This window comes from Streptomyces sp. NPDC059248 (assembly GCF_042753905.1).
In the GTDB taxonomy this organism is placed as follows: Bacteria; Actinomycetota; Actinomycetes; order Streptomycetales; family Streptomycetaceae; genus Streptomyces.
The window spans coordinates 39,816-63,770 of sequence record NZ_JBHYZV010000034.1; the positions used below are offsets into that span (position 1 = coordinate 39,816).

The following is a 23,955-nucleotide window of genomic DNA, read 5'->3' on the forward strand; positions in this document are numbered from 1 at the left end:
ACAGCTTTCGGGATTAGGAGGGGCGTATGTCTGATCTTCCCCGCAAGGCGGTCACTCGGACTGTCAAGTTGGCCGCACTGCCACTGGGGGTCGCGGGCCGGGCCACCTGGGGGCTCGGCAAGCGGATCGGGGGCAGACCGGCGGAGATCGTCGCCCGGGAGCTCCAGCAGCGGACGGCCGATCAGCTGTTCAAGGTGCTGGGGGAGCTGAAGGGCGGGGCGATGAAGTTCGGGCAGGCTCTGTCCGTCTTCGAGTCCGCGCTGCCCGAGGAGGTCGCGGGCCCGTACCGCGCGGCGCTCACGAAGTTGCAGGAGGCCGCTCCTCCGATGCCGACGAGCACGGTCCACCGGGTGCTCGCGGAGCGGCTGGGCGAGCAGTGGCGGGAGTCGTTCCTGGAGTTCGATGACGTTCCGTCGGCGGCGGCTTCGATCGGCCAGGTCCATCGCGCGGTCTGGCGGGACGGGCGGCGGGTCGCGGTGAAGGTGCAGTATCCGGGCGCGGGTGCGGCCCTGCTGTCCGACCTCGCCCAGCTGAGCCGGTTCGCCCGGCTGCTCGGCCCGCTGATGCCGGGCATGGACGTCAAACCGCTGATCGCCGAGTTGCGCGACCGGGTGGCGGAGGAGCTGGACTACGCGCTGGAGGCCGAGGCGCAGCGGGCCCACGCGGCGGAGTTCGCGGGGGATCCGGATGTCGTGATCCCGGATGTGGTGCATCAGTCGGATCAGATCCTGGTCACGGAGTGGCTGGACGGGATACCGCTCGCGGAGGTGATCGCCGGGGGAACTCAGGAGCAGCGTGACCGGGCGGGGCAGTTGCTGGCGAGGTTCCTGTTCTCGGGTCCGGCCAGGACCGGGTTGCTGCACGCGGATCCGCATCCGGGGAACTTCCGCCTGGTGCCCGGGATACCCGGCGACGACGGGGAGGACGGGGAGGAGTGGCGCCTCGGGGTGCTCGACTTCGGCACGGTCGACCGGCTCCCCGGCGGATTGCCTGCGGTGATCGGCGATTGTCTGCGGATGACGCTGGAGGGCGAGGCGGAGGGGGTCTACGAGACGCTGCGGGAGGAGGGGTTCGTCAAGGAGAAGTACGATCTCGACCCGGACGCGGTGCTGGAGTATCTGCTGCCGATCATGGAACCGGCCGAGTTGGAGGAGTTCACCTTCACCCGGAGCTGGATGCGGTCCCAGGCCGCCAGTCTCGCCGATATCCGCTCCCCCGCGCATCAGATGGGCAAACAGCTCAATCTGCCACCGTCGTATCTGCTGATCCACCGGGTGACGCTGAGCACGATCGGTGTGCTGTGCCAGCTCAACGCGACCGTCCGCCTCCGGGACGAACTGGAGGACTGGGTCCCGGGCTTCTTCGCGGAGTACGAGGAGTACGACGAGGCCGACGAGTACGACGACGACGGGCATCCCGGCGCCGCGCACGCCTCCGAGGACCCCGACGCGGACCCGGCCCCGGCCACCACCCGGGTCTGACCGCAGCAGAAGGGGGAGGTCGGGCCGGCTCCGCGCCGGCCGGGGCCGGGTTACCACCAGGTGGAGTCGAGGCGGCCTTCGATGGCGCGGAGGTTGGCGCGGGCGCAGGTGTCGCAGAAGTGGTGGCGGGTGCCGTTCTCCATGGAGCAGGTCCAGGTGAGGGGGGTCGGTCCCGGGGCGTCCCGGCCGCAGCGGGAGCACACGACAGTCTCGGCGCCCGTGTCGTTCGGGCGGGGAGTCTTCTGCTGGTCCACCCGGTGACGATACCCCCGCCCGGGATGCCGGTCGGGGTCAACGCACCGCGGGGGCCGGTCCTGACGGACCGGCCCCCGCGGGCTGTTGTCGCACGGTTTCGGGCGACTCAGTTCATGACGGCCATGGCGAGCGCCCGGCGGGCACGCAGGGAAGCGCGCTCGGCGCGGCGCTGCATGCGCCGGGCGGCGACCAGGCGCATGGCCCGGCGTTCCGCGTCGGCTTCGCGCAGGCGCTCGCGCATCTGCGCGCGCGCCATGGCTTCTGGGATGAGTTGCATGGCGTGGGTCCTGTTCTGGCGGGCGTCGGCCGCGCCGGTGGTGATGACGTCTGTGGTTGCCGAGCGCGGGAGCTCGTTCACGGCAGTGGGCATGGGGTCCTGCTTCTGGGGATCGTGCGCGTAGGGGCGGTCGATGGTGCCGATGGTTTTCATACCGAGACCGGGTTCTTACGCGGACGACCACGGGGCCGCTTGCGGGCGACGACGACGCCCTGGACGAACAGCTCTCCGCCCCAGACACCCCACGGCTCGCGCCGCTCCTTGGCGCCCGCGAGGCAGGCCTCCATCAGCGGGCAGGTGCGGCAGAGGGACTTGGCGTACTCGACGTCCGCCGGGGACTCGGCGAAGAAGACCTCGGGGTCGAACGAGCGGCAGGGAACCGGTACGCCGAGGTTCTCGATGGCGTCGTCGAGCGCGGTCAGCGCGGTGAGGGGGGCGGGGCTGGTCAAGAGGGAGTCCTCCGAGTGGGCGGGCGGGGAGATCGTCTGGGAAGGCGGTACGGACGGGGCGTGCGCTTCGAGTTGCACGGTGTGTCGTTCCTCGTCTTGTCGGTCCGGCTGGTTGCCGGTTGGCGGTCCCCCGGCGGTGCCGGGGGGCTGGTACCGGTGGTGCTGTCCCGAGGCTCCTTCGTGCCGTCCTCCCCTGTTCGGGGAAAACAGAAGGGCCGCGGATCCCGAGTGGGGTTCCGCGGCCCTGAAGGCGCCGGCCTGATCAGATCAGGCTGGATCACTCCAGGGTTCTGGCCCACGGAAGGCCCACTTGGTGGTGGGGTGCTGCTTCGTCTGCTGCGTCGAATTCACGGCACCGGCTGCGGTGAGGGCATAGCCCATGACCCGGGCCTTTGCCGCTGCTGCTGCCAGTGCCCCGGTCGGTCGCTCGACCCGCTCCACTCCCTGAGCCGACAGTTCGGCGCGCAGGGAGGTGGCAGGGAAGGCGGCCAGGCCACCGGACAGACCGGTGCCGTTGCCGAGACCACTGCCATTGGCGATCAGCGACGCGGAGAAGCCGAGCGAGCAGGCGGAGGCGACGGCCGGGCGATCGGTCATCGGGTTGATACGGACGAAGCTGGTGTTGTCGGTCTTGATGGTGATCACTGCACTCGCCTCCTCTCGGCGTCTCGGGACCGGCCGGGGCCGGTCACATGTATTCGGATAAGTACATCACGAGGACAGGGCTTCAGTGAAGCGCCCGTTCTCGTGGTTAAGAACCTATGGGGCTGGTCGGGCATGCGCAAACTATTTTTCCGACGAGTTTTCCTCACGCCTCCTCGGGGGCGCTCTCCACCTCCTGGCCTGCACAGATGGCGAGGACGTCGGCGCCGAAGCGGTCCAGCTTGCGGCCTCCGACACCGGAGATCGCGCTCAGCTCGCGCTCGTCGCCGGGGACGGCCTCGGCGATGGCCATCAGGGTCTTGTCGGTGAAGACGCAGTAGGCGGGCTGGCCGAGCTCCTTGGCCTGCCCGGAGCGCCAGTCGCGGAGGCGTTCGTAGAGCGCCTCGTCCATGTCGGAGGGGCAGTCCTCGCAGCGCATCAGCTTCATCTCACCGGCGTCGGTGAGGGTCTTGCCGCAGACCCGGCAGAGCACGGGTCCGCGGCGCTTGCGGCGGCCCGACCCGCCGGATTCCACTCCGCCACCACCGCCGGCGGTCCGGGTGCCGGGGGCGGCGGAGCCGGGCCGCAGGCCGTTGAGGAAGCGGCTGGGGCGGCGGCCCGCCCGGCCGCCGGGCGAGCGGGAGAGGGCCCAGGAGAGGGAGAGGTGGAGCCGGGCGCGGGTGACGCCCACGTACAGCAGGCGGCGCTCCTCCTCGACCTGCTCGTCGGTCTTGGCGTAGGTGATGGGCATCATGCCCTCGGTGAGACCGACGAGGAAGACGGCGTCCCATTCGAGGCCCTTGGCGGAGTGCAGGGATGCCAGGGTGACGCCCTGGACGGTGGGGGCGTGCTGGGCGGCGGCCCGTTCGTCGAGTTCGGTGACGAGGTCGGCGAGGCCGGCGCCGGGCCGGGACCGGGCGAAGTCCTCGGCGAGCCGGACGAGGGCGGCGAGGGATTCCCAGCGGTCCCGGACGGCGCCGGATCCGGCGGGCGGCTGGTCGGTCCAGCCCTTGGTGGAGAGCACGGCGCGGACCTGGGAGGGCAGGTCCTCGGCGTCGTCGAGGAGGGCGTCGTTGGACCCGGCGCGGGCGGCGCCGCGCAGGGCGACCCCGGCTTCCCGGACCTCCTGGCGTTCGAAGAACCGCTCGGCGCCGCGGAGCTGGTAGGGCACTCCGGCGTCGGCCAGTGCCTGCTCGTAGACCTCGGACTGGGCGTTCACGCGGTAGAGGACGGCGATCTCCCCGGCGGGGACGCCCGCGGCGACGAGGTCGCGGATCCGGCGGGCGGTGCCCTCGGCCTCGGCGGGTTCGTCGGGGTACTCGGTGTAGGCGGGCTCGGGGCCGGGGTCGCGCTGGGAGACCAGTTCGAGGCGGTGCTGGGCGGCGCGCCCCTTGGCCTGGCCGAGGAGGCCGTTGGCCAGATGGACGACCTGAGGGGTGGAGCGGTAGTCGCGGACGAGTTTGACCACGGTCGCCGACGGGTGGCGGGTGCGGAAGTCCAGCAGATGGTCCGGGGTGGCCCCGGTGAAGGAGTAGATCGTCTGGCTGGCGTCGCCGACGACGCAGATGTTCTCCCGGTCGCCGCGCCAGAGGTCGAGCAGTCGCTGCTGGAGGGGGCTGACGTCCTGGTACTCGTCGACGACGAAGTTCTGGTACTGGCGGCGGATCTGGTCGGCGATGTCGTGGCGGTCCTGGAGGATGCCGACGGTCAGCAGCAGGACGTCCTCGAAATCAATCACCGCGCGATCGCGCTTGAGCTGCTCGTACAGCGCATAGATCTGGCTGATTTCCGATGGGTCGCGGGGGGCGTCCCTCAGAGATTTGGCGACAGCGGCGGGGTAGTCGGCGGGCACGGTCTGAGTGACCTTGGCCCACTCGATCTCGCTGGTCACATCGCGTAGCTCGTTGCGGTCGAGCCGGATCCGGCAGCGGGCCGCGGCCTCGGCGACGAGTTGGATCTTGCGTTCGAGAAGCCGGGGCATTTCGCCACCGATGGCTTTCGGCCAAAAATACTGGAGCTGCCGAAGGGCGGCGGAGTGGAAGGTGCGGGCCTGGACGCCGCCGGCGCCGAGTTCGCGCAGCCGTCCCCGCATCTCGCCCGCGGCGCGGTTGGTGAAGGTGACGGCCAGCACACTGGCGGGCTGGAGTATCCCCGCCCGGACGCCGTACGCGATGCGGTGGGTGATCGCGCGCGTCTTGCCCGTGCCGGCGCCCGCCAGCACGCACACCGGGCCGTGCAGGGCGGTCGCCACCTCGCGCTGCTCGGGGTCGAGCCCGTCGAGCACCGCGTCGGCCGACTCGGGGACCTGCGGGAAGAGTGAGGAGTGCGTTGCTGCTGTCACCCCACCCATGCTGCCAGGTCCCTCGGGGCGGGTGCGGCGGTTGTCCACAGAGGGGTGCGAATAGTCGTACCGATGCCGGTGGTGGGGCCGGGGCGGCCCGTTCCCGGTGGCGGATACCGGAGCGCGTACGGCAGGGGACAGGGGAGCGGATACGGGAATGGTGGCCGTGTCACGTACGTTCTACGCGGTGCGGATCGCACCGTATGGGACCGCGCCGGACGGGTGCGTGGACGCCCCCAGCAGGACAGAGGAGTCGTAGGACGATGTCGGGCACTGTGACGATGTACAGCACCACGTGGTGCGGATACTGCCGTCGGCTGAAGGGCCAGATGGATCGCGAGGGCATCGCGTACACCGAGATCAACATCGAGCAGGACCCGGACTCCGCGGCCTTCGTCGAGAAGGCGAACGGCGGCAACCAGACGGTGCCGACCGTGCAGATCGTGCCGGTCGGCGGCGGTGCGGAGGTCGTGATGACCAATCCGAGCCTCGCACAGGTGAAGCAGGCGCTGGGCGCCTGACGGCTTCCTGGCCCCCGGGCCACGGGCCACGGGCCACGACCGTTCGCCGGTCGGGGCCCGTTTTCCGTCGAGGGACCGGCGGGCCGTCGGGGCCGCCCGGGCGCTATGCCGTCGTGCCGTTGCCGCCGGGCCTGGGGAGCGGCTTCCCGTACCACGTCTCGATCAGCCGGGCCGCGATGGAGATCCCGTACGGGGGCATGACCTCCCCGGTCGCGAAGGCGTCCGCGAGGTCGTCGCGGGAGAACCACCGTGCCTCGTGCAGTTCCTCCCCGTCGACCGTTATCCCGGCCGTGGTCGCCCGGGCCGTGAAGCCGAGCATCAGGCTGGACGGGAAGGGCCAGGGCTGGCTCGCCACGTACGCCACGTCGCCGACGACCACTCCGGCCTCCTCATACGCCTCCCGGCGCACGGCCTGCTCCAGCGACTCCCCCGGTTCCACGAAGCCCGCGAGGGTGGAGAAGCGTCCTTCGGGCCAGTGGAGCTGGCGGCCGAGGAGGGCCCGGTCGTCCTCGTCGGTGATCAGCATGATCACGGCGGGGTCGGTCCTGGGGTAGTGCTCGGCGCCGCACGCCTGGCAGCGGCGGACATGGCCGGCGGCGGCGATGACGGTACGTTCCCCGCAGCGCGAGCAGAAGCGGTGGAGCCGCTGCCAGTTCTCCAGGGCGACGGCGTGGGCGAGCAGCCCCGCGTCGCGCGCGGAGAGCAGCATTCCGGCTTCCCGCAGGCCCGCCGGGCGGGCGGACTGGTCCATCCGTCCGGGCAGGGTGTCCTTCTGGAGGGCGAAGTAGCGGACGCCGGCGGGGTCGGTGCCGAGGAAATAGCGGTGGGTCTCGGTGACGGGAGCCTCGAAGGCCGGGGTCATCACCAGTTCGGTGCGGCCGTCCGGGGTGTCGTCGACGAGGGCGCGACCGCCGGAGACCACGAATACCCGGGTCGTCGGGTGGCTCCACGCCGCCGCCAGCCATGCCTCGTCGAGCCGGTGGTGGGCCTCGCGGTCGATCCCGCTGGCTGCGGTCAGGCTGATGGGCTGATCGGCGGTGGCCTGGCTCTCGGTGCTCAACGTACTTCCAACTCCCCCGGACGGGTTCCAGTTCGGCGGTCGGGCGGTCTCTGACGTTCTGGTCTGGGCCGGCTGGGCTGCTGGGCTGCTGGCCTGGCTGGACGGCTTCGGCGGGCGCGACGGGGGCTGCGGGTCGGGGGCTGCGGGCCGGGCGCGGGGTCAGCGCGGCGCGGTCCCGAGGTCCTCCCACAGGTGGGCGGCCGTTTCCACGCCTTTGAGCAGCAGGTCGATCTCGACCTTCTCGTTGGGCGCGTGCCAGCCGTCGGAGGGTACCGAGATGCCCAGGAAGAGGACGGGTGCTTTCAGGACGTCCTGGAGGTCGGCGGCGGGTCCCGAGCCGCCTTCGCGGGTGAAGAGGACCTTCTGCCCGTCGAAGGCCCTGCTCATGGCGCGGACGACCGACTGGAGCGCGGGGTGGTCGAGGGGGGTGAGGCAGGGCCGGGTGGAGGCGGAGAAGGAGAGGTCGTAGCGGATGCCGTCGGGGACGTGGTCGGCGACCCAGCGGGCGACGGCGACCTCGACGGCGTCCGGGTCCTGCCCCGCCACCAGCCGGAAGGTGAGCTTCAGCCGGGCGGAGGCGGGGACGATCGTCTTGCCGCCGACGCCCTGGTAGCCGCCGCCGATGCCGTTGACCTCGGCGGTGGGGCGGGCCCAGATCCGTTCCAGTGTGGTGTATCCGGCCTCGCCGAGGGTGGCGGACGACTTGGCGGTCCGCAGCCATTCGGCCTCGTCGAACGGCAGCTCGGCGAAGAGTTCCCGCTCGGTGTCGCCGACGGGGACGACCCCGTCGTAGAACCCGGGGATCGCGACGCGTTCGCCGGCGTCGTGGAGGCCGCCCGCGAGCCGGGCGGCGACGGTCGCCGGGTTGGGTACGGCGCCGCCGAAGGAGCCGGAGTGGATGTCCTGCCCCGGCCCGTGGAGCTCGATCTCGCAGTCGACGAGTCCGCGCATGCCGGTACAGACGGTGGGGGTGGTCTCGGACCACATCCCGGTATCGGAGACGATCACCGTGTCGGCGGCGAGCCGCTCGGCCCGTTCCTCGACGAGGGCGCGGAAGTGCGGCGAGCCGGATTCCTCCTCGCCTTCGATCAGCAGCTTCAGATGGACGGCGGGGGCGGTACGGCCGGTGGCGGCCAGATGGGCCCGGACCCCGAGGGTGTGGAAGAACACCTGCCCCTTGTCGTCGGCGGCGCCGCGGGCGTACAGCCTGCCGTCGGCGATCCGGGGCTCGAACGGCTCGGATTCCCAGCCGTCGGCGAGGGCGGCGGGCTGGACGTCGTGGTGCCCGTAGACGAGGACGACGGGTGCGCCGGGGTCGTCGGACGGCCACTCGGCGAAGACGGCCGGGGCGCCGCCCGTCGGCCATACCTCGGCGACCGGGAAGCCGGTGTCCCGCAGGGCGGCCACCAGCCAGTCGGCGCTGCGCCGGACGTCCTCCGCGTGCTCGGGCTGAGCCGAGACGGAGGGGATCCGCAGCCATTCCGCGAGGTCGTGCAGGAAGACGTCGCGGTGCCGCCGGATGTACGTACGGACGGCGCTGTCCGAGGTGTCGCTCATGTGTATGAGCCTAACCGGCGTACGGGTCGCGCTCCGCCGCCGTCCCCGCCCCGACGGGGGTCCCGGCGGGCGCGGGGCCGCCGCCGATGAGGCGCTCCAGCTCGTCCCGGCCGGGCAGCCGGGAGGGCCGGACGATCTCGCCGCTGCGGATGTGGACGAAGGCGGTGGCGACGTCCTCGGGCGCCAGGCCGTGCTGCTCGGCCCAGGCGAGCCGGTAGACGGCGAGCTGAAGGGGGTCGGCGGTGGTGGATCTGCCGGTCTTCCAGTCGACGATCTCGAATCGGGCGGGGGTCCCGTCGGCGGCCGGGGTGCGGTAGACGGCGTCGATCCGGCCCCGGACCACGCGCCCGGCGAGGGTGATCCGGAACGGGTACTCGATCCGATACGGCGTACGGGCGGCGTACGGCGTACGGGCGAACGCCTCCTTCAGCTCCGCGAGGTCGCGCTCATCCGTGATGTCGGATACGTCGCCGCCGTCCCCTTCGCCTTCGGTCCGGTACGGATCGCCGCCGGGCAGCTCGTCGGGGCCGAGCATGGGCAGCGGCAGCTCCTCGAACCGGGACTCGACCCAGGCGTGGAAGCGCGTACCGCGCCGGGCCGCGGGCTGCGGCGGGCGCGGCATGGGCCGGGCCAGCTCCCGGGCGAAGCCGTCGGGGTCGGCGGCGAGACGCATCAGCTGGGACGCGGTGAGGGACGCGGGCAGGGGGACGTCCCGGACGGCGGCGCGGGTACGGCGCAGCTCCCCGGAGAGGGCTTCGAGGTCGCGGTCCCAGGAGGCGATGGCGCGCAGCTCCTCGGGGGTGAGGTCGTCGTCGCCGGACGCGGGGCGGGGCGGGCGGGTCCCGGACGGCTGACGCGGCAGTACGGCTCCGGGGTCGGCTCCGTCCCCGGCTCCGTCCCCGGCTCCGGCTCCGGGGACGTCGTCGTACGCGTACGGGTCGTCGTAGGTGTCGCCCGGGTCGCCTTCCTCGTCGGGGGCGTCCTCGTCGTCGAGCCCTTCGGGGAAGAGGTCATCGGTGTGCAGGTCTTCGGGGTGCAGGTCTTCGGGGAAGGGTTCGCCGTGGTCATCGGGGGCCGGGGGGTCCGCGCGGTGGAGTTCGGCCCGCCGGAGGTGGGCCCGGACGGTTTCCGCGGCCCGGCGGCGGCGGCGCAGGGACTCCGGGTCGAGCGGCAGCGGCCAGGCGTGGTCGGGCCCGGTCTCCGCGAGTGACGGGTTGACGGCGTCGGCGGCGGGTTCGTCCGCCCAGGCCTCGATCTCGCCGAACCCGGCCTCGCAGTGCTCGTAGAGCGCCGTGAGGAACGCGGAAGGGCCCCGGCGGCGCTTCTGGGTGGGCCCCCACCAGTGCCCGGAGCCCAGCAGGAGGGACCGGGGGCGGGTGAAGGTGACGTACCCCAGGCGCAGCTCCTCAGTGTGCTGGTGCTCCTTCATCCCCTCCTTGAACGCCTTCAGGCCCTTGGCGTCCCAGGCCGTGACGTCGGGGAGGGTGGCCGTGTCGCCGCGCAGGGCGTGCGGCAGCACTTGGGGGTGGGAGGTCCATGCCTCGCGCCCCCGTTCGTTGGGGAACTGTCCGGTGACGAGTCCGGGGACGGCGACGACGTCCCATTCCAGGCCCTTGGATTTGTGGGCGGTGAGGACCTTGACCGTGTTCTCGCCGCCGGGGAGGGCGTTGTCGAGGCCCTTCTCGTACTGGGCCGCGGTCCGCAGGAAGCCGAGAAAGGCGAGGAGGGTGGCTTCTCCGTCGAGTCCGGCGAAGGACGCGGCGATGTCGAGGAAGTTGGCGAGGGTCTCGCGGCGGCGGGCGGCGAGCGCGTGCGGGGACGCCGACAGTTCGACGTCGAGTCCGGTGGCGCCGAGGACGCGGTGCAGGACGTCCATCAGGGGGTCGCCCAGGGCTCGGCGCAGCTCCCGCAGCTCGGCGGCGAGATGCGCGAAGCGGACCCGGGCATCGGCGGAGAACGGCAGCTCGTCGCCGGGGCCGCCCTGGGGTGTTCCGCCGGTGGATTCGAGGAAGGTGTCGAGGGCGTCGGAGAGGGAGACCACTTCGGCGGGGTCGGTGCCCTCGACGGCGGCGGCGAGCCGCTCGTCGGCGTCGGCTTCGGCGGGGTCCTGACCGGAGGACTGCCGGTGGACGAGGAGGCGGGCGCGGCGGCCGAGGAGTGCCAGGTCGCGGGGTCCGATCCGCCATCGCGGGCCGGTGAGGAGCCGGACGAGCGACGCGTTGGCGCCCGGGTCCTGGAGGACTTCGCAGACGGCGACGAGGTCGGCGACCTCGGGGAGGTGCAGGAGTCCGGAGAGCCCGACGACTTCGACGGGGACGTCCCGGGCGACGAGGGCGCCCTGGATCTCGGGGAAGTCGCCGGCGGTACGGCACAGGACGGCGATCTCACCGGGCGCGGTGCCGGTGCGGACGAGGTGGGCGACGGAGTCGGCGATCCAGTCGATCTCCTCGGCGTGGGTGGGCAGCAGGGCGATCCGTACACCGCCGTCGTGCTCGGCGCCGGGCGCGGGGCGCAGCGCCTCGACGCCCGCGTGGCGGGCGCGCAGGGGGGCGGCGAGGCCGTTGGCGAGCCGCAGCAGCCTGCCGCCGCTGCGGCGGTTCTCGCTCAGGGCGTAGCGGGTGGCGGGGCGGCCGTCGCGGTGGGGGAAGTGTTCGGGGAAGTCGTCGAGGTTGGCGACGGAGGCGCCGCGCCAGCCGTAGATGGCCTGGCAGGGGTCGCCGACGGCGGTCACGGCGTGGCCCGTGCCGCGGCCGAAGAGTCCGGACAGCAGGATCCGCTGGGCGACGGAGGTGTCCTGGTACTCGTCGAGGAGGACGACTTTGAACTCGTCCCGCAGGATCCGTCCCGTCTCGGGCCGGGTGAGGGCCAGCTCGGCGGAGAGGGCGATCTGGTCGCCGAAGTCGAGCAGCTCGCGGGAGCGTTTGGCCGCGCGGTAGCGGGTGGTCAGTTCGAGCAGCTCGCGGCGGGCGGCGACGGTTTCGGGGATCTTCCGGAGTTCGGCGTTGCCGAGGCGGGTGTCGTCGAGGGCGTGCCGCAGCCCGGTGTCGTACGCGGCGAGCCGCTCGGGCTCCACGAGGTGTTCCGACAGTTCGGCGTCGAGGGCGAGCAGATCGCCGACGAGGGTGGGAAAGGAGCGGGTGAGCGCGGGGTACGGCCCCGGGGCCTCCCGGAGCACACGGGCCGCGAGCTGATAGCGGGTGGCGTCGGCGAGGAGCCGGGCGGTCGGTTCGAGGCCGATCCGCAGGCCGTGGTCGGTGAGGAGCTGCCCGGCGAAGGCGTGGTAGGTGGAGATCCGGGGCTCGCCCGGGGGGTTGTCCGGGTCGATCAGGTCGGGATCGGTGACCCCGGCGCGGACGAGGGCGGTACGGACGCGTTCGGCGAGCTCCCCGGCGGCCTTGTTGGTGAAGGTGAGCCCGAGGACTTCCTGGGGGGCGACCCGGCCGGTGCCGACGAGCCAGACGACGCGGGCGGCCATGACGGTCGTCTTCCCGGACCCGGCTCCGGCGACGACGACCTGCGGGGCGGGCGGCGCGGTGATGCACGCCGTCTGCTCCGGGGTGAAGGGGATCCCGAGCAGCTCCTTGAGCTGCTCGGGGTCGTCGATCCGAGCGCGTTCCATGCTCCGAGGCTACGACCCCCCTCTGACAGCCCCCGCGTCCCCTCCGGGCGGGGTCGTGGATCGACCGACTCGCGGGGGAGCGACCTCCCCCGCGGCGGGCAACGGGCAGCGGCTAGTCGATGACGTGCCTGCCCTCCGGGCGGGCGCTGCAGGAGGAGCGGAACGCGCAGTTCGCGCACTGTGTGCCCGTGGTGGGGGTGAAGCGTTCGTCGAGGACGCGGCCCGCCGCCGTGGCGAGCAGGTCGCCGACCCATTCGCCTTCCAGCGGCTCCTGCGCCTGGACCCGGGGCAGCTCGTCGCCGCCCTCCTTGCGCGGCGCGGGCTGTCGCAGCTGGACGAGTTCGGCGCCGCCGGGTACGGGCCGGTCGCCGTCGCCGCCCGCGAAGGGCTCGTCGAGCGCGCCCTCCCGTACCGCCAGCTGGTAGACGGCGAGCTGGGGGTGGCGGGCGACCTCGTCCCCGGTGGGGGCCTGTTTGCCGGTCTTGAAGTCGACGACGTACGCCCGCCCGTCCGCGTCCTTCTCGACGCGGTCCATGGAGCCCCGGATCCGTACCTCGTACTCCCCCGCTTCCAGGACGACGTCGAACGCGTGCTCGGTGGCCGCGGGAATCCGGCCGCCGCGGTCCATCACATGCCAGCGGAGGAAGCGTTCCAGTGCCACCCGGGCCTGGTGTTTCTCCTGCTCGGACTTCCACGGCGCGTCGAAGGCGAGGGCGCCCCACACCGAGTCGAGGCGTTCCATCAGGACGGCGAGGTCGGCGGGGGTGCGGCCGGATGCGACCTCGTCGGCGAGGACGTGGATCACATTGCCGAACCCCTGCGCGGAGGTGGCGGGCGCGTCGGCCCGTACCTCCCGTCCCAGGAACCACTGGAGGGCGCACGCGTTGGCGAGCTGGTCGAGCGCGCTCCCGGAGAGGGCGACGGGGCGGGAGGCGTCCCGCAGGGGGGTGGTGCTGTGGGTGGGCTCGTACAGGCCCCACCAGCGGTCGGGGTGTGCGGCGGGTACGAGGGGGGTGCCCTCGTCGTCGCGGAGGGTGGCGAGCCGGGCCAGCCGGCGGGCGGCGGCGTCGCGGAGCGCGGGTGTCGCCGCGGGGTCGACGGTGGTGGCCCGCAACTCCGCGACGAGCGCGGAGACGGCGAGGGGGCGCCGGGGGCGGCCCGCGACGGCGACCGGTTCGACGCCGAGTTCGGTGAGGAAGCGGGACGGCTGATCACCGTCGTCGGCGGGGGCCCGGACGGCGGTGACGACGAGCCGGTCGCGGGCGCGGGTGGCGGCGACGTAGAAGAGGCGGCGCTCCTCGGCGAGGAGCGCGCCGGGGGTGAGGGGCTCGGCGAGCCCGTCGCGGCCGATGCGGTCGGCTTCCAGGAGGGAGCCGCGGCGGCGGAGGTCGGGCCAGAGGCCCTCCTGTACTCCGGCGACCACGACGAGCCCCCATTCCAGGCCCTTGGAGCGGTGGGCCGTCATGAGCCGTACCGCGTCGGGGCGGGTCTCGCGCGCGGACAGGGTGTCCGCGGCGATGTCCTGTGCCTCGATCTCCTCGATGAAGTTGAGCGCGCCCCGTCCACCGGTGCGCTCCTCGGCGCGGGCCGCAGTGTCGAAGAGGGCGCATACGGCGTCGAGGTCGCGGTCGGCGTTGCGCCCGGCCGCGCCGCCGCGCAGGACCGCGTTCTCCAGGCGCTGGGGCCAGTACGTGCCGTTCCACAGCTCCCACAGGGCGTCCTCGGCGGTGCCGCCGCCGTCGAGGACGGCCCGGGTTCTGGCCAGCAGGAGGCCCAGTTCACGGGCGCGGCGGGCATAGCCGGGGTCGTGGACGACCAGCCGTTCCGGTTCGGCGACGGCGCGGGCGATGAGCAGGTCGGAGGGTGGCGGCAGCCGGTTCCCGGCGGCGCGTTCCTCGTCGCGCAGGGCGCGGCCGAGCCGCCGCAGGTCGGCGGCGTCCATCCCGCCGAGGGGGGAGGTGAGGAGGGTGAGGGCGGTCTCGGTGTCGAGCGGGGAGATCGCGGTGGTGTGCTCCGGCACGTCCCCGGAGGTGTCCGGCCCGCCACCCTCCACGTCCACGTCCACGTCGCCGTCGCCGGTACCGGCCGCCACCGCGCCATCCTCGTCGGCATCGGCGACACCGTCCCCGTCCGCGTCCGCGTCTCCGTCCCCGTCCGCGTCCCCGTCCGCGATCGGCGTCGCGACCGCCCGCAGGGCCGTGAGCAGGGGCGCGACCGCGGGTTCATGGCGCAGGGGCACATCGGCGCCGTCGATCTCCAGCGGGACCCCGGCCGAGGTCAGGGCGCGCCGGACCGCCGGTATGGTCCGGCTGCCCGCCCTGACGAGGACCGCCATGTCGTGCCAGGGGACGCCGTCCTCCAGATGCGCCCGGCGCAGGACGTCGGCGATGTTGTCCAGTTCGGCGGAGGACGTGGGATAGGTATACGCCTCGACCGCGCCGCCCTCCCGGACGGCGGCCAGCTCGCGGTGGGCCCGGACCTTGTCGGCGGGCAGCCGGGTGAGGGGCATCCGGCGGGTCAGCAGACGGGTGGCGGCCAGCAGCGCGTCGCCGCTGCGGCGGGAGGTGGTGAGCACGGCGACGCCCGCGGGGGTGCCGTCGGTGTGCGGGAAGGCGGTCGGGAAGTCGAGGATGCCGTTCACGTCCGCGCCCCGGAAGGCGTAGATGGACTGGTCGGGGTCGCCGAAGGCGACCAGGGTCCGGCCGCCGCCCGCCAGCGCCCGCAGCAGCCGCACCTGGGACGGGTCGGTGTCCTGGTACTCGTCGACGAACACCGCGTCGTAGGGGAAGTCGTGCGGGAAGCTCCGCGCGGGCGCGGTCCGCTCGGCGAGGAGGACGGCCCGGTGGACCAGCTCCGCGTAGTCGAGGACGCCCTGCATGTCGAGGACGTCGAGGTATTCGGCGAGGAAGGACGCGGCGGCCCGCCAGTCGCGCCGGCCGGTGCGGTCGGCGAACCGCTTCAGCGCGGCGGGGTCGAGGCCCAGCTCCCGGCTGCGGGCCAGCACGGCGCGTACCTCGTCGGCGAAGCCGCGGGTGGTGAGGCAGGCCCTCAGCTCGTCGGGCCACTCGTCGCGGGCCAGCCCGTCGGCCTGGAGGCCGATATGGCCCGCGAGCAGTTCGCGTACGGCGACGTCCTGCTCGGGCCCCGAGAGCAGCCGCAGCGGCTCGGCGAAGTGGTCGGCGTCCTGATGGGCGCGGATCAGGGCGTAACAGAAGGAGTGGAACGTCGTCGCCCGGGGGCCGTGGGCGCCGCCGAGGCGTACGGCCATACGGTCGCAGAGTTCGACCGCGGCCTTCCGGCTGAAGGTGAGGACGAGGATCCGCTCGGGGTCGGTGCCCGCCGCGATCCGGGCGGCCACGGCCTCGACGAGGGTGGTGGTCTTACCGGTACCGGGGCCCGCGAGGACGAGCAGGGGGCCGTGGCCGTGGTCAACCACGGCGCGCTGCGCGGCGTCAAGGAGGGGGGGATCCGTCGTTCCCGGCGGGGTGCGCACCAGCCGGTACGCGTTCGGGTTCCGGCCTCCGCGCCCCGGAGCAGGGCGTGCTGAAGCCCCGTACCGCGCCGATCGCGGATACGGCGTACGCCCGGTGGTGGAGGAGGAACTCACGTGGATCGCCGGTCCTGGTGGGTGTGGTGGTGCTGATGGAGCGGGCGGGGCCGAAGCCACGCGCTGATGACGCTACCCCGCTGTCCGGGGGTGTCGCGAAGTCCGCGGGGGCGGTGGGCGCCGGGGCTCCGGAGGCCGGGTCCGTACACCGCCGGGCCGCCGCCGGGGCGGGTGTCCGCAGGGCCGCCCGCGAGACCGTCCGTAACGCCGTCCGGCCCGCGCGGACTTCACGACGGCCCGGCGGCGTACGGCCCCGGTGCGAGGACGCCCGGGGCCGGGGAGCCCGTATCACCGGATCCGGCGCGGGGATATCCGCGCCGGCGGGGACCGGGGCACCACGGACAGGGGCCCCGGCTTCCGCCGGTCGGACGCCCCCCACGCCCCCGGGTGACGGAAGCGCGCCGGGCGACGGCGGCACCTGCGCCCGTCGGCCGTCAGCCGCCGGTGTCGCCGGTATCGCCGGTATCGCCTTCGCCGTCGGAGCCGCCGTCCCCGCCATCACTGCCGTCCCATCGCGCCCGCCGCATGTCGATCCTCGGTATGCGGCCGTCCGCGCTCGCGGGCGCGAGCCGCAGCGGGGTCCCTTCGGCGCGGTAGTGCCCGAGGGCTTCCACCTCGTGTCCCGGCAGCACGGTGCCGTCCGAGCGCACCACTCGCCACCAGGGCACGGCACCGCCGAACAGCGCCATGACCCGGCCGACCTGGCGCGGCCCGCCCTCACCGAGCCACTCGGCGATATCGCCGTACGTCATCACCCGGCCGGGCGGGATCCGCTCGGTGACGTCGAGCACCCGCTCCGCGTAGTCCGGGATCTCCACGACCTCTTCCATCCCGCCATCCTGCCCCACCCCACCGACAAGCAGCCGACAAGCGGCTGCCAAGCCGCAGGCCCCTGTGGACAACCCCGCCGCCCCCGCCAACCCTGTGCGCGGGAAGGCGCGGGCCGTCAGGATGGACGGACCGCGGCACGGACCGGAGAGCCGCGGCAGATATGTACGACACGGGGCGAAAAGGGTGACCATGACCGACTCATCGCGAACTATTGCGCAGGTCACGCCCGTGCGAGCCCCCCTGATGGCCTTCTCGGGCGCCCGGTCGTGCCACCATCGTGCGCGGGCGCTGACGGGTGACGCGTGACCGAGAGGAAACCGGGACGGCGGGGAAGGGAGCGGGGTGTGCGGCCTGGCGCAGCGGCTGACGCCTTCGATACCGGGGTGCCCGGAGAACCGGATACCCCCGACACTCCCGATACCCCCTACAACAAGGACGTAGAGCCGATCGAGGACATGACACAGGCAGGTGACGGCGCCGGTACCGCCGACGGTGGTGCCGGCGGCGGCCGTCGGCGTGCCCGCGCCCGGTCCGGCGGCAGCGGTTCCGGAAACGGCGGTACCACCGGTGCCGCCCGCACCGGCGACGACGACGACCGGGACACCCCGGGCACCGCCGCCGGACAGCCACGGGCGGGAGCGACCGCGGGGGACGCTCCCACCCCGGCCGGCCGGGACGCCGACTCGAAGACCGGCTCGAAGGCCGACCCGGACCACGCCCCGGATCCGGAGCCGGACCCGAAGCCCGACAACGACCCCGACCCGGGTTCGGAGCCCGGCGCCGGGGCCGACCGGGTCTCCGGTGACGAGCCGCTGCTCGCCGCCCGCGTACACCGGCCGTCGGACCTCATGCGTTTCCTCGGCGGCGTCCTCGCGATCGCCGTCCTCCTCGCCATCGCCGCCTTCGCCCAGGGGACGACCACCGGCCTGGAGCACGACATCAGCAAGGGGACCGAACAGGCCCCCGACCTGCTGGTCAAGCTGGCCGGTCTGGTCTCGTCGATCGCGGTCCTCCTCGTCCCCATCGCCTTCGCGATCGAACGGCTGATCAAACGGGACGGGCTGCGGATCGCCGACGGGGTGCTCGCCGCCGTCCTCGCGCACGGGGTCACCCTCGCCACCGACCTCTGGGTCGCCCGGTTGGCCGCCGACAGCATCCAGGAGGCGCTCACCCGTGCCCAGGGCGGCGGTCTGACCGACCCCGTCCACGGCTATCTGGCACCCGTCATCGCCTATATGACCGCCGTCGGCATGGCCCGCAGACCGCGGTGGCGGGTCGTCCTGTGGGTGGTCCTGCTGCTGGACGCCTTCGCGATGCTCGTCGCCGGGTACACCACCCCGTTCTCGATCGTCCTCACCGTCCTCCTCGGCTGGACCGTGGCGTACGGCACGCTGTACGCGGTCGGCTCACCCAATGTGCGGCCCACCGGCCAGACACTGCTGGCGGGTCTGCGCCACGTCGGTTTCCGCCCGGTGACCGCGATGCGCACGGAGGACGTACCCGACGGACCGGACGGCGCGGCCGAGGCGGGCGACCGGGGGCGGCGCTATCTGGTCACCCTGGAGGAGGGGCCACCCCTCGACGTCACCGTCGTCGACCGCGAGCAGCAGGCCCACGGCTTCTTCTACCGGCTGTGGCGGCGGCTCACACTCCGTTCCATCACCACCCGCCGGTCGTCCCTCCAGTCACTGCGCCAGGCGCTGGAGCAGGAGGCCCTGCTGGCGTACGCGGCCATCGCGGCCGGGGCGAACGCGCCCAAGCTGATCGCCACGTCCGAGCTGGGCCCCGACGCCGTGATGCTGGTGTACGAGCACCTCGGCGGCCGGTCCCTGGACGCCATGGAGGACTCCGAGATCACCGACGACGTCGTCTGCGGGGCCTGGCGGCAGGTCAAGGCGCTCCAGTCGCGCCGGATCGCCCACCGCAGGCTGACGGGCGACGCGATCCTGGTGGACCGTACCGGCAAGGTGATCCTCACCGATCTGCGCGGCGGCGAGATCGCGGCGGGCGATCTGGTGCTGCGGATGGACGTGGCCCAGCTGCTCGTCACCATGGGGCTGCGGGTGGGCGCCGAGCGGGCGGTGTCGGGAGCGCTGGAGGTCCTCGGGCCCGACGCGGTCGCGGACTGTCTGCCGCTGCTCCAGCCGATCGCCCTCAGCCGCTCCACCCGGGCGACGCTGCGACGCCTGGCCCGGGAGCGGGCCGAGCGGGAGCGCGAGGCCGTGCTGGAGGCGTCCGCCGCGGCCCGCCGGGCCCGCGCGGAGGCCGCGGCACACCCCCACAACACCCCCGACAGCCCAGGCACGACCACCAACGACACGACCACCACCGGCGCGTCCACGGGAGCCACCACCGCGACGCCCGGAGCCACCACCCGCGACGCAGGACCGCCCGCGTCGGACGGTACCGAACGGGCCCGCGCCCGAACCCGGCACCGCCCGGGACCTGCGGACGGAACCGGCGCGGGCAAGGCGGATCAACGACCCGCCGACGAGGCGCTCGAACCGGTACCGGAGGAGGACCTCCTCACCCAGATCCGCCATCAGGTGCTGCTGATCCGGCCGCAGGCGCCGGTCGAACCGGTCCGGCTGGAGCGCATTCGGCCCAGGACGCTCGTCAGCCTGATCGCGGGCGCCGTCGCCGCGTACTTCCTGCTCTCGCAGATCGCGGGCAACAACCTCGGCGCGGACTTCAGCAGCGCCCACTGGGTGTGGGTGGCGGTGGCCGCCGCGTTCTCCGCCCTCAGCTATCTCGCGGCCGCGATGAGCCTGCTGGGCTTCGTCCCCGAACGGGTGCCGTTCCCCCGCACCGTCCTGGCCCAGGTCGCGGGTTCCTTCGTCAAGATCGTCGCACCGGCGGCGGTCGGCGGGGTGGCGCTGAACACCCGGTTCCTCCAGCGTTCGGGGGTACGTCCCGGGCTCGCGGTGGCCAGTGTGGGCGCAGCGCAGCTCTTCGGGCTCGGGGCGCACATCCTGCTGCTGCTCGCCTTCGGCTATCTCACCGGTACCGAGAAGACCCCGTCGCTCAGCCCGTCCAGAACGGTCATCGCCGGCCTGCTGACGGTCGCGGTGCTGGTGCTGGTCGTGACGGCGATCCCGTTCCTGCGGAAGTTCGTCGCGACCCGGCTGCGGTCGCTGTTCGCCGGGGTCGTACCGCGCATGCTCGACGTCCTCCAGCGGCCGGTGAAACTGCTCACCGGCATCGGCGGCCAGCTCCTGCTGACCTTCGCCTTCGTGATGTGCCTCGACGCGTCGATCCGGGCGTTCAACGACGGCAGCCAGCCATTGAGCTACGCCGCCCTCGCGGTGGTCTTCCTGGCGGGCAACGCCCTGGGGTCGGCGGCGCCGACACCGGGCGGTGTGGGCGCCGTCGAGGGCGCGCTGATCCTCGGTCTCATCGCGGCGGGCGTACCGAAGGACGTGGCGACGGCGGCGGTGCTGCTCTACCGCATCCTGACGCTGTGGCTGCCGGTACTGCCGGGCTGGCTGGCGTTCAGCCATCTGTCGCGCAAGGGCGCCCTGTAACAGGGCCATCGGCCGGGTCCGGCGCGGGGACCCGCACGCGGACCGCGAGAACCCGTATGAGCACCCTCGCGGGGAGCCACGCCGTACCGGGGCGGCGGAACCACCCGAGTGGACCACCGCGGGGGCGGTCCGCCCGCCCGGCGCGCACGATGGCGGCATGCCGACCTCAGCCACCGCCGTACGCGCCGCGGCCATCGCCGCCTCCGTCTCCGTCCTCCTGACCGCGGGCTGCTCCGGCGGCGGAGGGAGCGGGGAGCGGGAACCGGCCGCCGGGACCACCAGTACGGAGTCGGCGGACCCGGCCGACGGATCGGGTACGCCGAGCGCCTCCCGCGCCTCGGCGACGGCGAGCACGTCCCGTACGGCGTCCCCGGCCCTGAGCGGCGAGCTCACCGGCCAGAAGCCGAAGTGGGCCGCGTGCGAGGCGCCGTCGCAGGCCGAGGGCGGCGGAGCGGCGCCTCAGCCCCCTCCCGGCGGCTCCGCCTGGGAGTGCGCCACCATCAAGGCGCCCCTCGACTACGCCGACCCGAACGGGAAGACCATCGATCTGGCGCTCATCAGGGCCCGTGCGACCGACCCGAAGAAACGTATCGGCTCGTTGATCTTCAACTTCGGCGGACCCGGCGGCTCCGGGGTGACGACCCTGCCCGCGGCCGCCACCGACTACGGCGCCCTGAACACCCGGTACGACCTGGTCAGCTTTGATCCGCGCGGGGTGGGCCGCAGCGCGCCCGTGGAGTGCGAGGGCGACGCGAAGCTGGACGCGTTCTACGCCCTCGACGCCACCCCCGACACGGCCGCCGAGGTCACCGCGTACAACGACGGGCTGAAGTCCTACGCGGCCGCCTGCAAACAGCGCTCGGGCCCCGAACTCCCCCATGTGGGCACCGAGAACACGGCCCGTGACCTGGATCTGATGCGCCAGGTACTCGGCGACGACAAGCTGCACTACTTCGGCATCTCCTACGGCACCGAACTGGGCGGCGTCTACGCCCACCTCTTCCCGCAGAAGGTGGGGCGCGCCGTCTTCGACGCGGTCGTGGATCCGACGAAGGACTCCGAGCAGAGCTCCCTCGGCCAGGCGAAGGGCTTCCAGCTCGCCCTCGACAACTTCGCCCGGGACTGCGTGGACCGCGGCGACCAGTGTCTGATCGCCGGTACGACGGTGGCCGAGGTGGAGGGCCAGATCACGGACCTGTTGAAGCGGCTCGACCGGCAGCCGGTCCCGGCGGCGGGCGGCCGGGAGCTGACCCAGACCCAGGCGCTCAACGGCATCGCCCAGTCCCTGTACTCGCAGCAGTTCTGGCCCCTGCTGGAGCAGGGCGTCGACGAGGCGGACGGCGGCGACGGATCGTTGCTGCTCGCCCTCTCCGACGCGATGAACGGCCGGGACGAGAACGGCGAGTACGACAACATGGGCGCCGCGTTCACGGCGATCAGCTGCGTCGACACCGAGGCCCGTTACCCGGTGTCGCAGGTCGAGGCGAAGCTGCCCGCATTCCGCTCGGCATCGCCGGTCTTCGGCGACTACCTGGGCTGGGGCATGCTCGGCTGCACCAACTGGCCCGTGCCCGGCGCCTGGGAGCACCCCGATGTGTCGGCCCCCGGAGCCCCGCCGATCGTGGTGATCGGCAACACCGGCGACCCCGCGACCCCGTACGAGGGCGCGAAGGCGATGGTCGGCGCGCTCGGTCCTGGCGTGGGGGTGGAGATCACGTACGAGGGCCAGGGCCACGGCGCCTACAACGCGAGCAGCACCTGTGTGAAGGGCGCCGTCGACGCCTACCTTCTGGAGGGCCGGGTCCCGGCGTCCGGCACGGTCTGCCGCTGACGTACCGTCGCGTTGTCGGTGGCGGTACATAGGATGGAACGACTGCCGGACGACCGGCCGGACGGCTATCGGATCACCGCCGGACGACCGGCCACCGGCGACCGAAGAACGACGACCGACGACCGACGACCGATCAGGAACATCAGGAACATCGGGAGCACCGGGCCGCGAAGGGCCGGGGCACCCACGGGGGATTCCATCATGCGTCACACACTCATCGGCCCCGGCGCGCGCCGGGCCGCCGCGCTCACGGCCGCGCTGGTGCTGGCGGGGACGGCCGTCGCCTGTACGAAGTCGGAAGGCGCCGGCCCGGCCCCGACCGGGAAGGCCACCGGGACCACCGGAACCGCCGGAGAGTCGGACCCGCCGTCCGGCCGGGCGGGTGGGGCGTCACCGGCACCGACCGGCGACCTGCCGGCCGCGCTCACCGGGCAGAAGCTCGACTGGTCGGCGTGCGACGCCCCGGTCGAGGCCGACGGATCGGAGGCGGAGGAGCCGGGGGCGCCCTGGCGGTGCGCCACGATGAAGGCGCCCCTCGACTACGCGGAGCCGAACGGCGACACCATCGGTATCGCGCTGATCAGGTCGAAGGCGAAGGACGACAAGGGCCGGATCGGTTCCCTGCTGTTCAACTTCGGCGGACCCGGCGGCTCCGGCGTCGCCGGACTGCCCGGCGCCGCCGACGGCTTCACCCGGCTCAACAAGCGTTACGACCTGGTGAGCTTCGACCCGCGCGGGGTCGCGGAGAGCTCCGCCGTCGTCTGCCGCGACCACCGGCAGACCGAGGCCGCCCACCGGGTCGACGCGACTCCGGACACCCCGGCCGAGCAGCGGGCGTACATGGCGTCGGCCGCGTCCTTCGGGGAGGGCTGCGCCCGGCGTTCGGGAAAGGTGCTCCCCCATGTGGGAACGGCCAACGCGGCCCGTGACCTGGATCTGATGCGCCAGGTGCTCGGCGACGACAAGCTCAACTACCTCGGCTTCTCGTACGGCACCGAACTGGGCGGCGTCTACGCGCACCTCTTCCCCGGCAAGGTGGGGCGGCTCGCGATGGACGGGGTCGTCGACCCCACCGCGGACTTCGCGGGCGGCCCGCGGAATCAGGCCCTCGGCTTCCAGCGGGCCCTGGAGAACTACTACGCGAGCCGTGACATCGGCGCCGAAGCGGGCACCGCCCGGACGGTGAAGCTGCTCAAGGGGCTGGACACCCGCCCCCTGCCCGCCGCGGACGGCCGGAAGCTGACCGAGACGATGGCGCTCACCGGCATCATCCAGGCGCTGTACGCCGAGGACTTCTGGCCGTATCTGACGGACGCGCTGACGGCGGCGGAGGGGGGCGACGGCTCCGAACTGCTCGCCCTCGCCGATATGTACACGGGCCGGGACGAGAAGGGCCGTTACACCACCCAGGACCACGCACAGCGCGCGATATCGTGCGCCGACGCCGCCGCCCGCCCCACGACGGCCGAGGTGACCTCCCGCCATCTCGCCGAGTTCACCGAGGTGTCCCCGGTGTTCGGCCCCTATCTGGCCTGGGACGTGGCGGGCTGGTGCGCCGACTGGCCGGTGGACGGCGCGTGGGAGAAGCCGAAGGTGTCGGCGAAGGGCGCCGCCCCGATCCTGGTGGTCGGCACGACGGGCGACCCGGCGACCCCGGTGGAGGGCGCGAAGCGGATGGCGGACGGCCTGGGCACCGGGGTGGGTGTGCTCGTCACCAGCAAGGGCGAGAACCACGGTTCGTACGGCTTCTCGACCTGTGCGACCCGGCTGGTGGACGACTATCTGCTGACGGGGAAGGTCCCGCCGAACGGGACGGTCTGCTCCTCCTGACCCTCCCGGCCTTCCTTACCCTCCTGACCCTCCCGGCCCTCCTGACGGGCCGGGCACGCGAGCGGGCCGGGACGTACGCGGGCGCACCCCGGCAGGCCGGGAAGCGGGGGTACGCGAACGGGCCCGGGCG

The 23,955-nt window shown here is 73.2% G+C and carries 15 protein-coding genes; 5 read left to right on the forward strand and 10 right to left on the reverse strand.

What is annotated here, in order from left to right; genetic code table 11:
• The first annotated feature begins 26 nt into the window (after positions 1-26).
• Positions 27-1,481 (forward strand): ABC1 kinase family protein, encoded by a 1,455-nt coding sequence (locus ACFXG1_RS16945; RefSeq protein ID WP_384713373.1) that lies wholly within the window; start codon positions 27-29, stop codon positions 1,479-1,481.
• A gap of 50 nt (positions 1,482-1,531) precedes the next feature.
• On the opposite strand, the gene ACFXG1_RS16950 is transcribed toward ACFXG1_RS16945, so the two are convergent.
• The 5 genes from ACFXG1_RS16950 to ACFXG1_RS16970 all read right to left on the reverse strand — a co-directional run bounded on the left by ACFXG1_RS16950 (position 1,532) and on the right by ACFXG1_RS16970 (position 5,388).
• On the reverse strand, positions 1,532-1,735 hold the full coding sequence (locus ACFXG1_RS16950) for a hypothetical protein (RefSeq protein WP_384713376.1): 204 nt from the start codon (positions 1,733-1,735) through the stop codon (positions 1,532-1,534).
• 107 nt (positions 1,736-1,842) lie between these two features.
• Positions 1,843-2,166, reverse strand: a complete 324-nt coding sequence (locus ACFXG1_RS16955) for a hypothetical protein (protein WP_384711570.1) — start codon at positions 2,164-2,166, stop codon at positions 1,843-1,845.
• Positions 2,163-2,540 (reverse strand): WhiB family transcriptional regulator, encoded by a 378-nt coding sequence (locus tag ACFXG1_RS16960; RefSeq protein ID WP_384711567.1) that lies wholly within the window; start codon positions 2,538-2,540, stop codon positions 2,163-2,165. The genes ACFXG1_RS16955 and ACFXG1_RS16960 overlap by 4 nt, the downstream gene beginning before the upstream one ends.
• Positions 2,541-2,729: 189 nt before the next feature.
• Positions 2,730-3,107 carry a hypothetical protein gene (locus ACFXG1_RS16965; RefSeq protein WP_384711564.1) on the reverse strand — a complete coding sequence of 126 codons (378 nt, stop codon included), beginning with the start codon at positions 3,105-3,107 and terminating at the stop codon, positions 2,730-2,732.
• 163 nt (positions 3,108-3,270) lie between these two features.
• Positions 3,271-5,388, reverse strand: a complete 2,118-nt coding sequence (locus ACFXG1_RS16970; RefSeq protein ID WP_384743275.1) for an ATP-dependent DNA helicase UvrD2 — start codon at positions 5,386-5,388, stop codon at positions 3,271-3,273.
• A gap of 320 nt (positions 5,389-5,708) precedes the next feature.
• Here ACFXG1_RS16970 and ACFXG1_RS16975 point away from each other — a divergent pair, with 320 nt between their 5' ends.
• On the forward strand, positions 5,709-5,966 hold the full coding sequence (locus ACFXG1_RS16975) for a mycoredoxin (protein WP_384711562.1): 258 nt from the start codon (positions 5,709-5,711) through the stop codon (positions 5,964-5,966).
• Between the two features lie 103 nt (positions 5,967-6,069).
• Here the strand turns inward: ACFXG1_RS16975 and nudC are convergent, their stop codons facing one another.
• The 5 genes from nudC to ACFXG1_RS17000 form a co-directional block, all read right to left on the reverse strand.
• Positions 6,070-7,026 carry an NAD(+) diphosphatase gene (gene nudC, locus ACFXG1_RS16980; protein WP_384711558.1) on the reverse strand — a complete coding sequence of 319 codons (957 nt, stop codon included), beginning with the start codon at positions 7,024-7,026 and terminating at the stop codon, positions 6,070-6,072.
• Between the two features lie 159 nt (positions 7,027-7,185).
• Positions 7,186-8,583: a dipeptidase gene (locus ACFXG1_RS16985; protein ID WP_384711554.1), complete on the reverse strand. Its 1,398-nt coding sequence runs from the start codon at positions 8,581-8,583 to the stop codon at positions 7,186-7,188.
• A gap of 10 nt (positions 8,584-8,593) precedes the next feature.
• On the reverse strand, positions 8,594-12,202 hold the full coding sequence (locus tag ACFXG1_RS16990; protein WP_384711551.1) for a UvrD-helicase domain-containing protein: 3,609 nt from the start codon (positions 12,200-12,202) through the stop codon (positions 8,594-8,596).
• A 112-nt stretch (positions 12,203-12,314) separates the two neighbouring features.
• The gene (locus tag ACFXG1_RS16995; protein ID WP_384743244.1) at positions 12,315-15,809 is read right to left on the reverse strand and encodes an ATP-dependent helicase; all 3,495 of its coding nucleotides are present in this window, start codon (positions 15,807-15,809) and stop codon (positions 12,315-12,317) included.
• 434 nt (positions 15,810-16,243) lie between these two features.
• Positions 16,244-16,639, reverse strand: a complete 396-nt coding sequence (locus ACFXG1_RS17000) for an MGMT family protein (protein WP_384724275.1) — start codon at positions 16,637-16,639, stop codon at positions 16,244-16,246.
• Between the two features lie 849 nt (positions 16,640-17,488).
• Between ACFXG1_RS17000 and ACFXG1_RS17005 the strand changes: the two genes are divergently transcribed.
• The 3 genes from ACFXG1_RS17005 to ACFXG1_RS17015 all read left to right on the forward strand — a co-directional run bounded on the left by ACFXG1_RS17005 (position 17,489) and on the right by ACFXG1_RS17015 (position 23,825).
• A complete protein-coding gene (locus ACFXG1_RS17005) occupies positions 17,489-20,164 on the forward strand; it encodes a YbhN family protein (protein WP_384719147.1) in 2,676 nt (891 codons plus the stop codon).
• A gap of 157 nt (positions 20,165-20,321) precedes the next feature.
• Positions 20,322-21,995 carry an alpha/beta hydrolase gene (locus ACFXG1_RS17010; RefSeq protein ID WP_384719145.1) on the forward strand — a complete coding sequence of 558 codons (1,674 nt, stop codon included), beginning with the start codon at positions 20,322-20,324 and terminating at the stop codon, positions 21,993-21,995.
• A 201-nt stretch (positions 21,996-22,196) separates the two neighbouring features.
• Complete coding sequence (locus tag ACFXG1_RS17015) at positions 22,197-23,825, forward strand: alpha/beta hydrolase (protein WP_384743248.1); 1,629 nt, start codon at positions 22,197-22,199, stop codon at positions 23,823-23,825.
• Positions 23,826-23,955 lie beyond the last annotated feature (130 nt).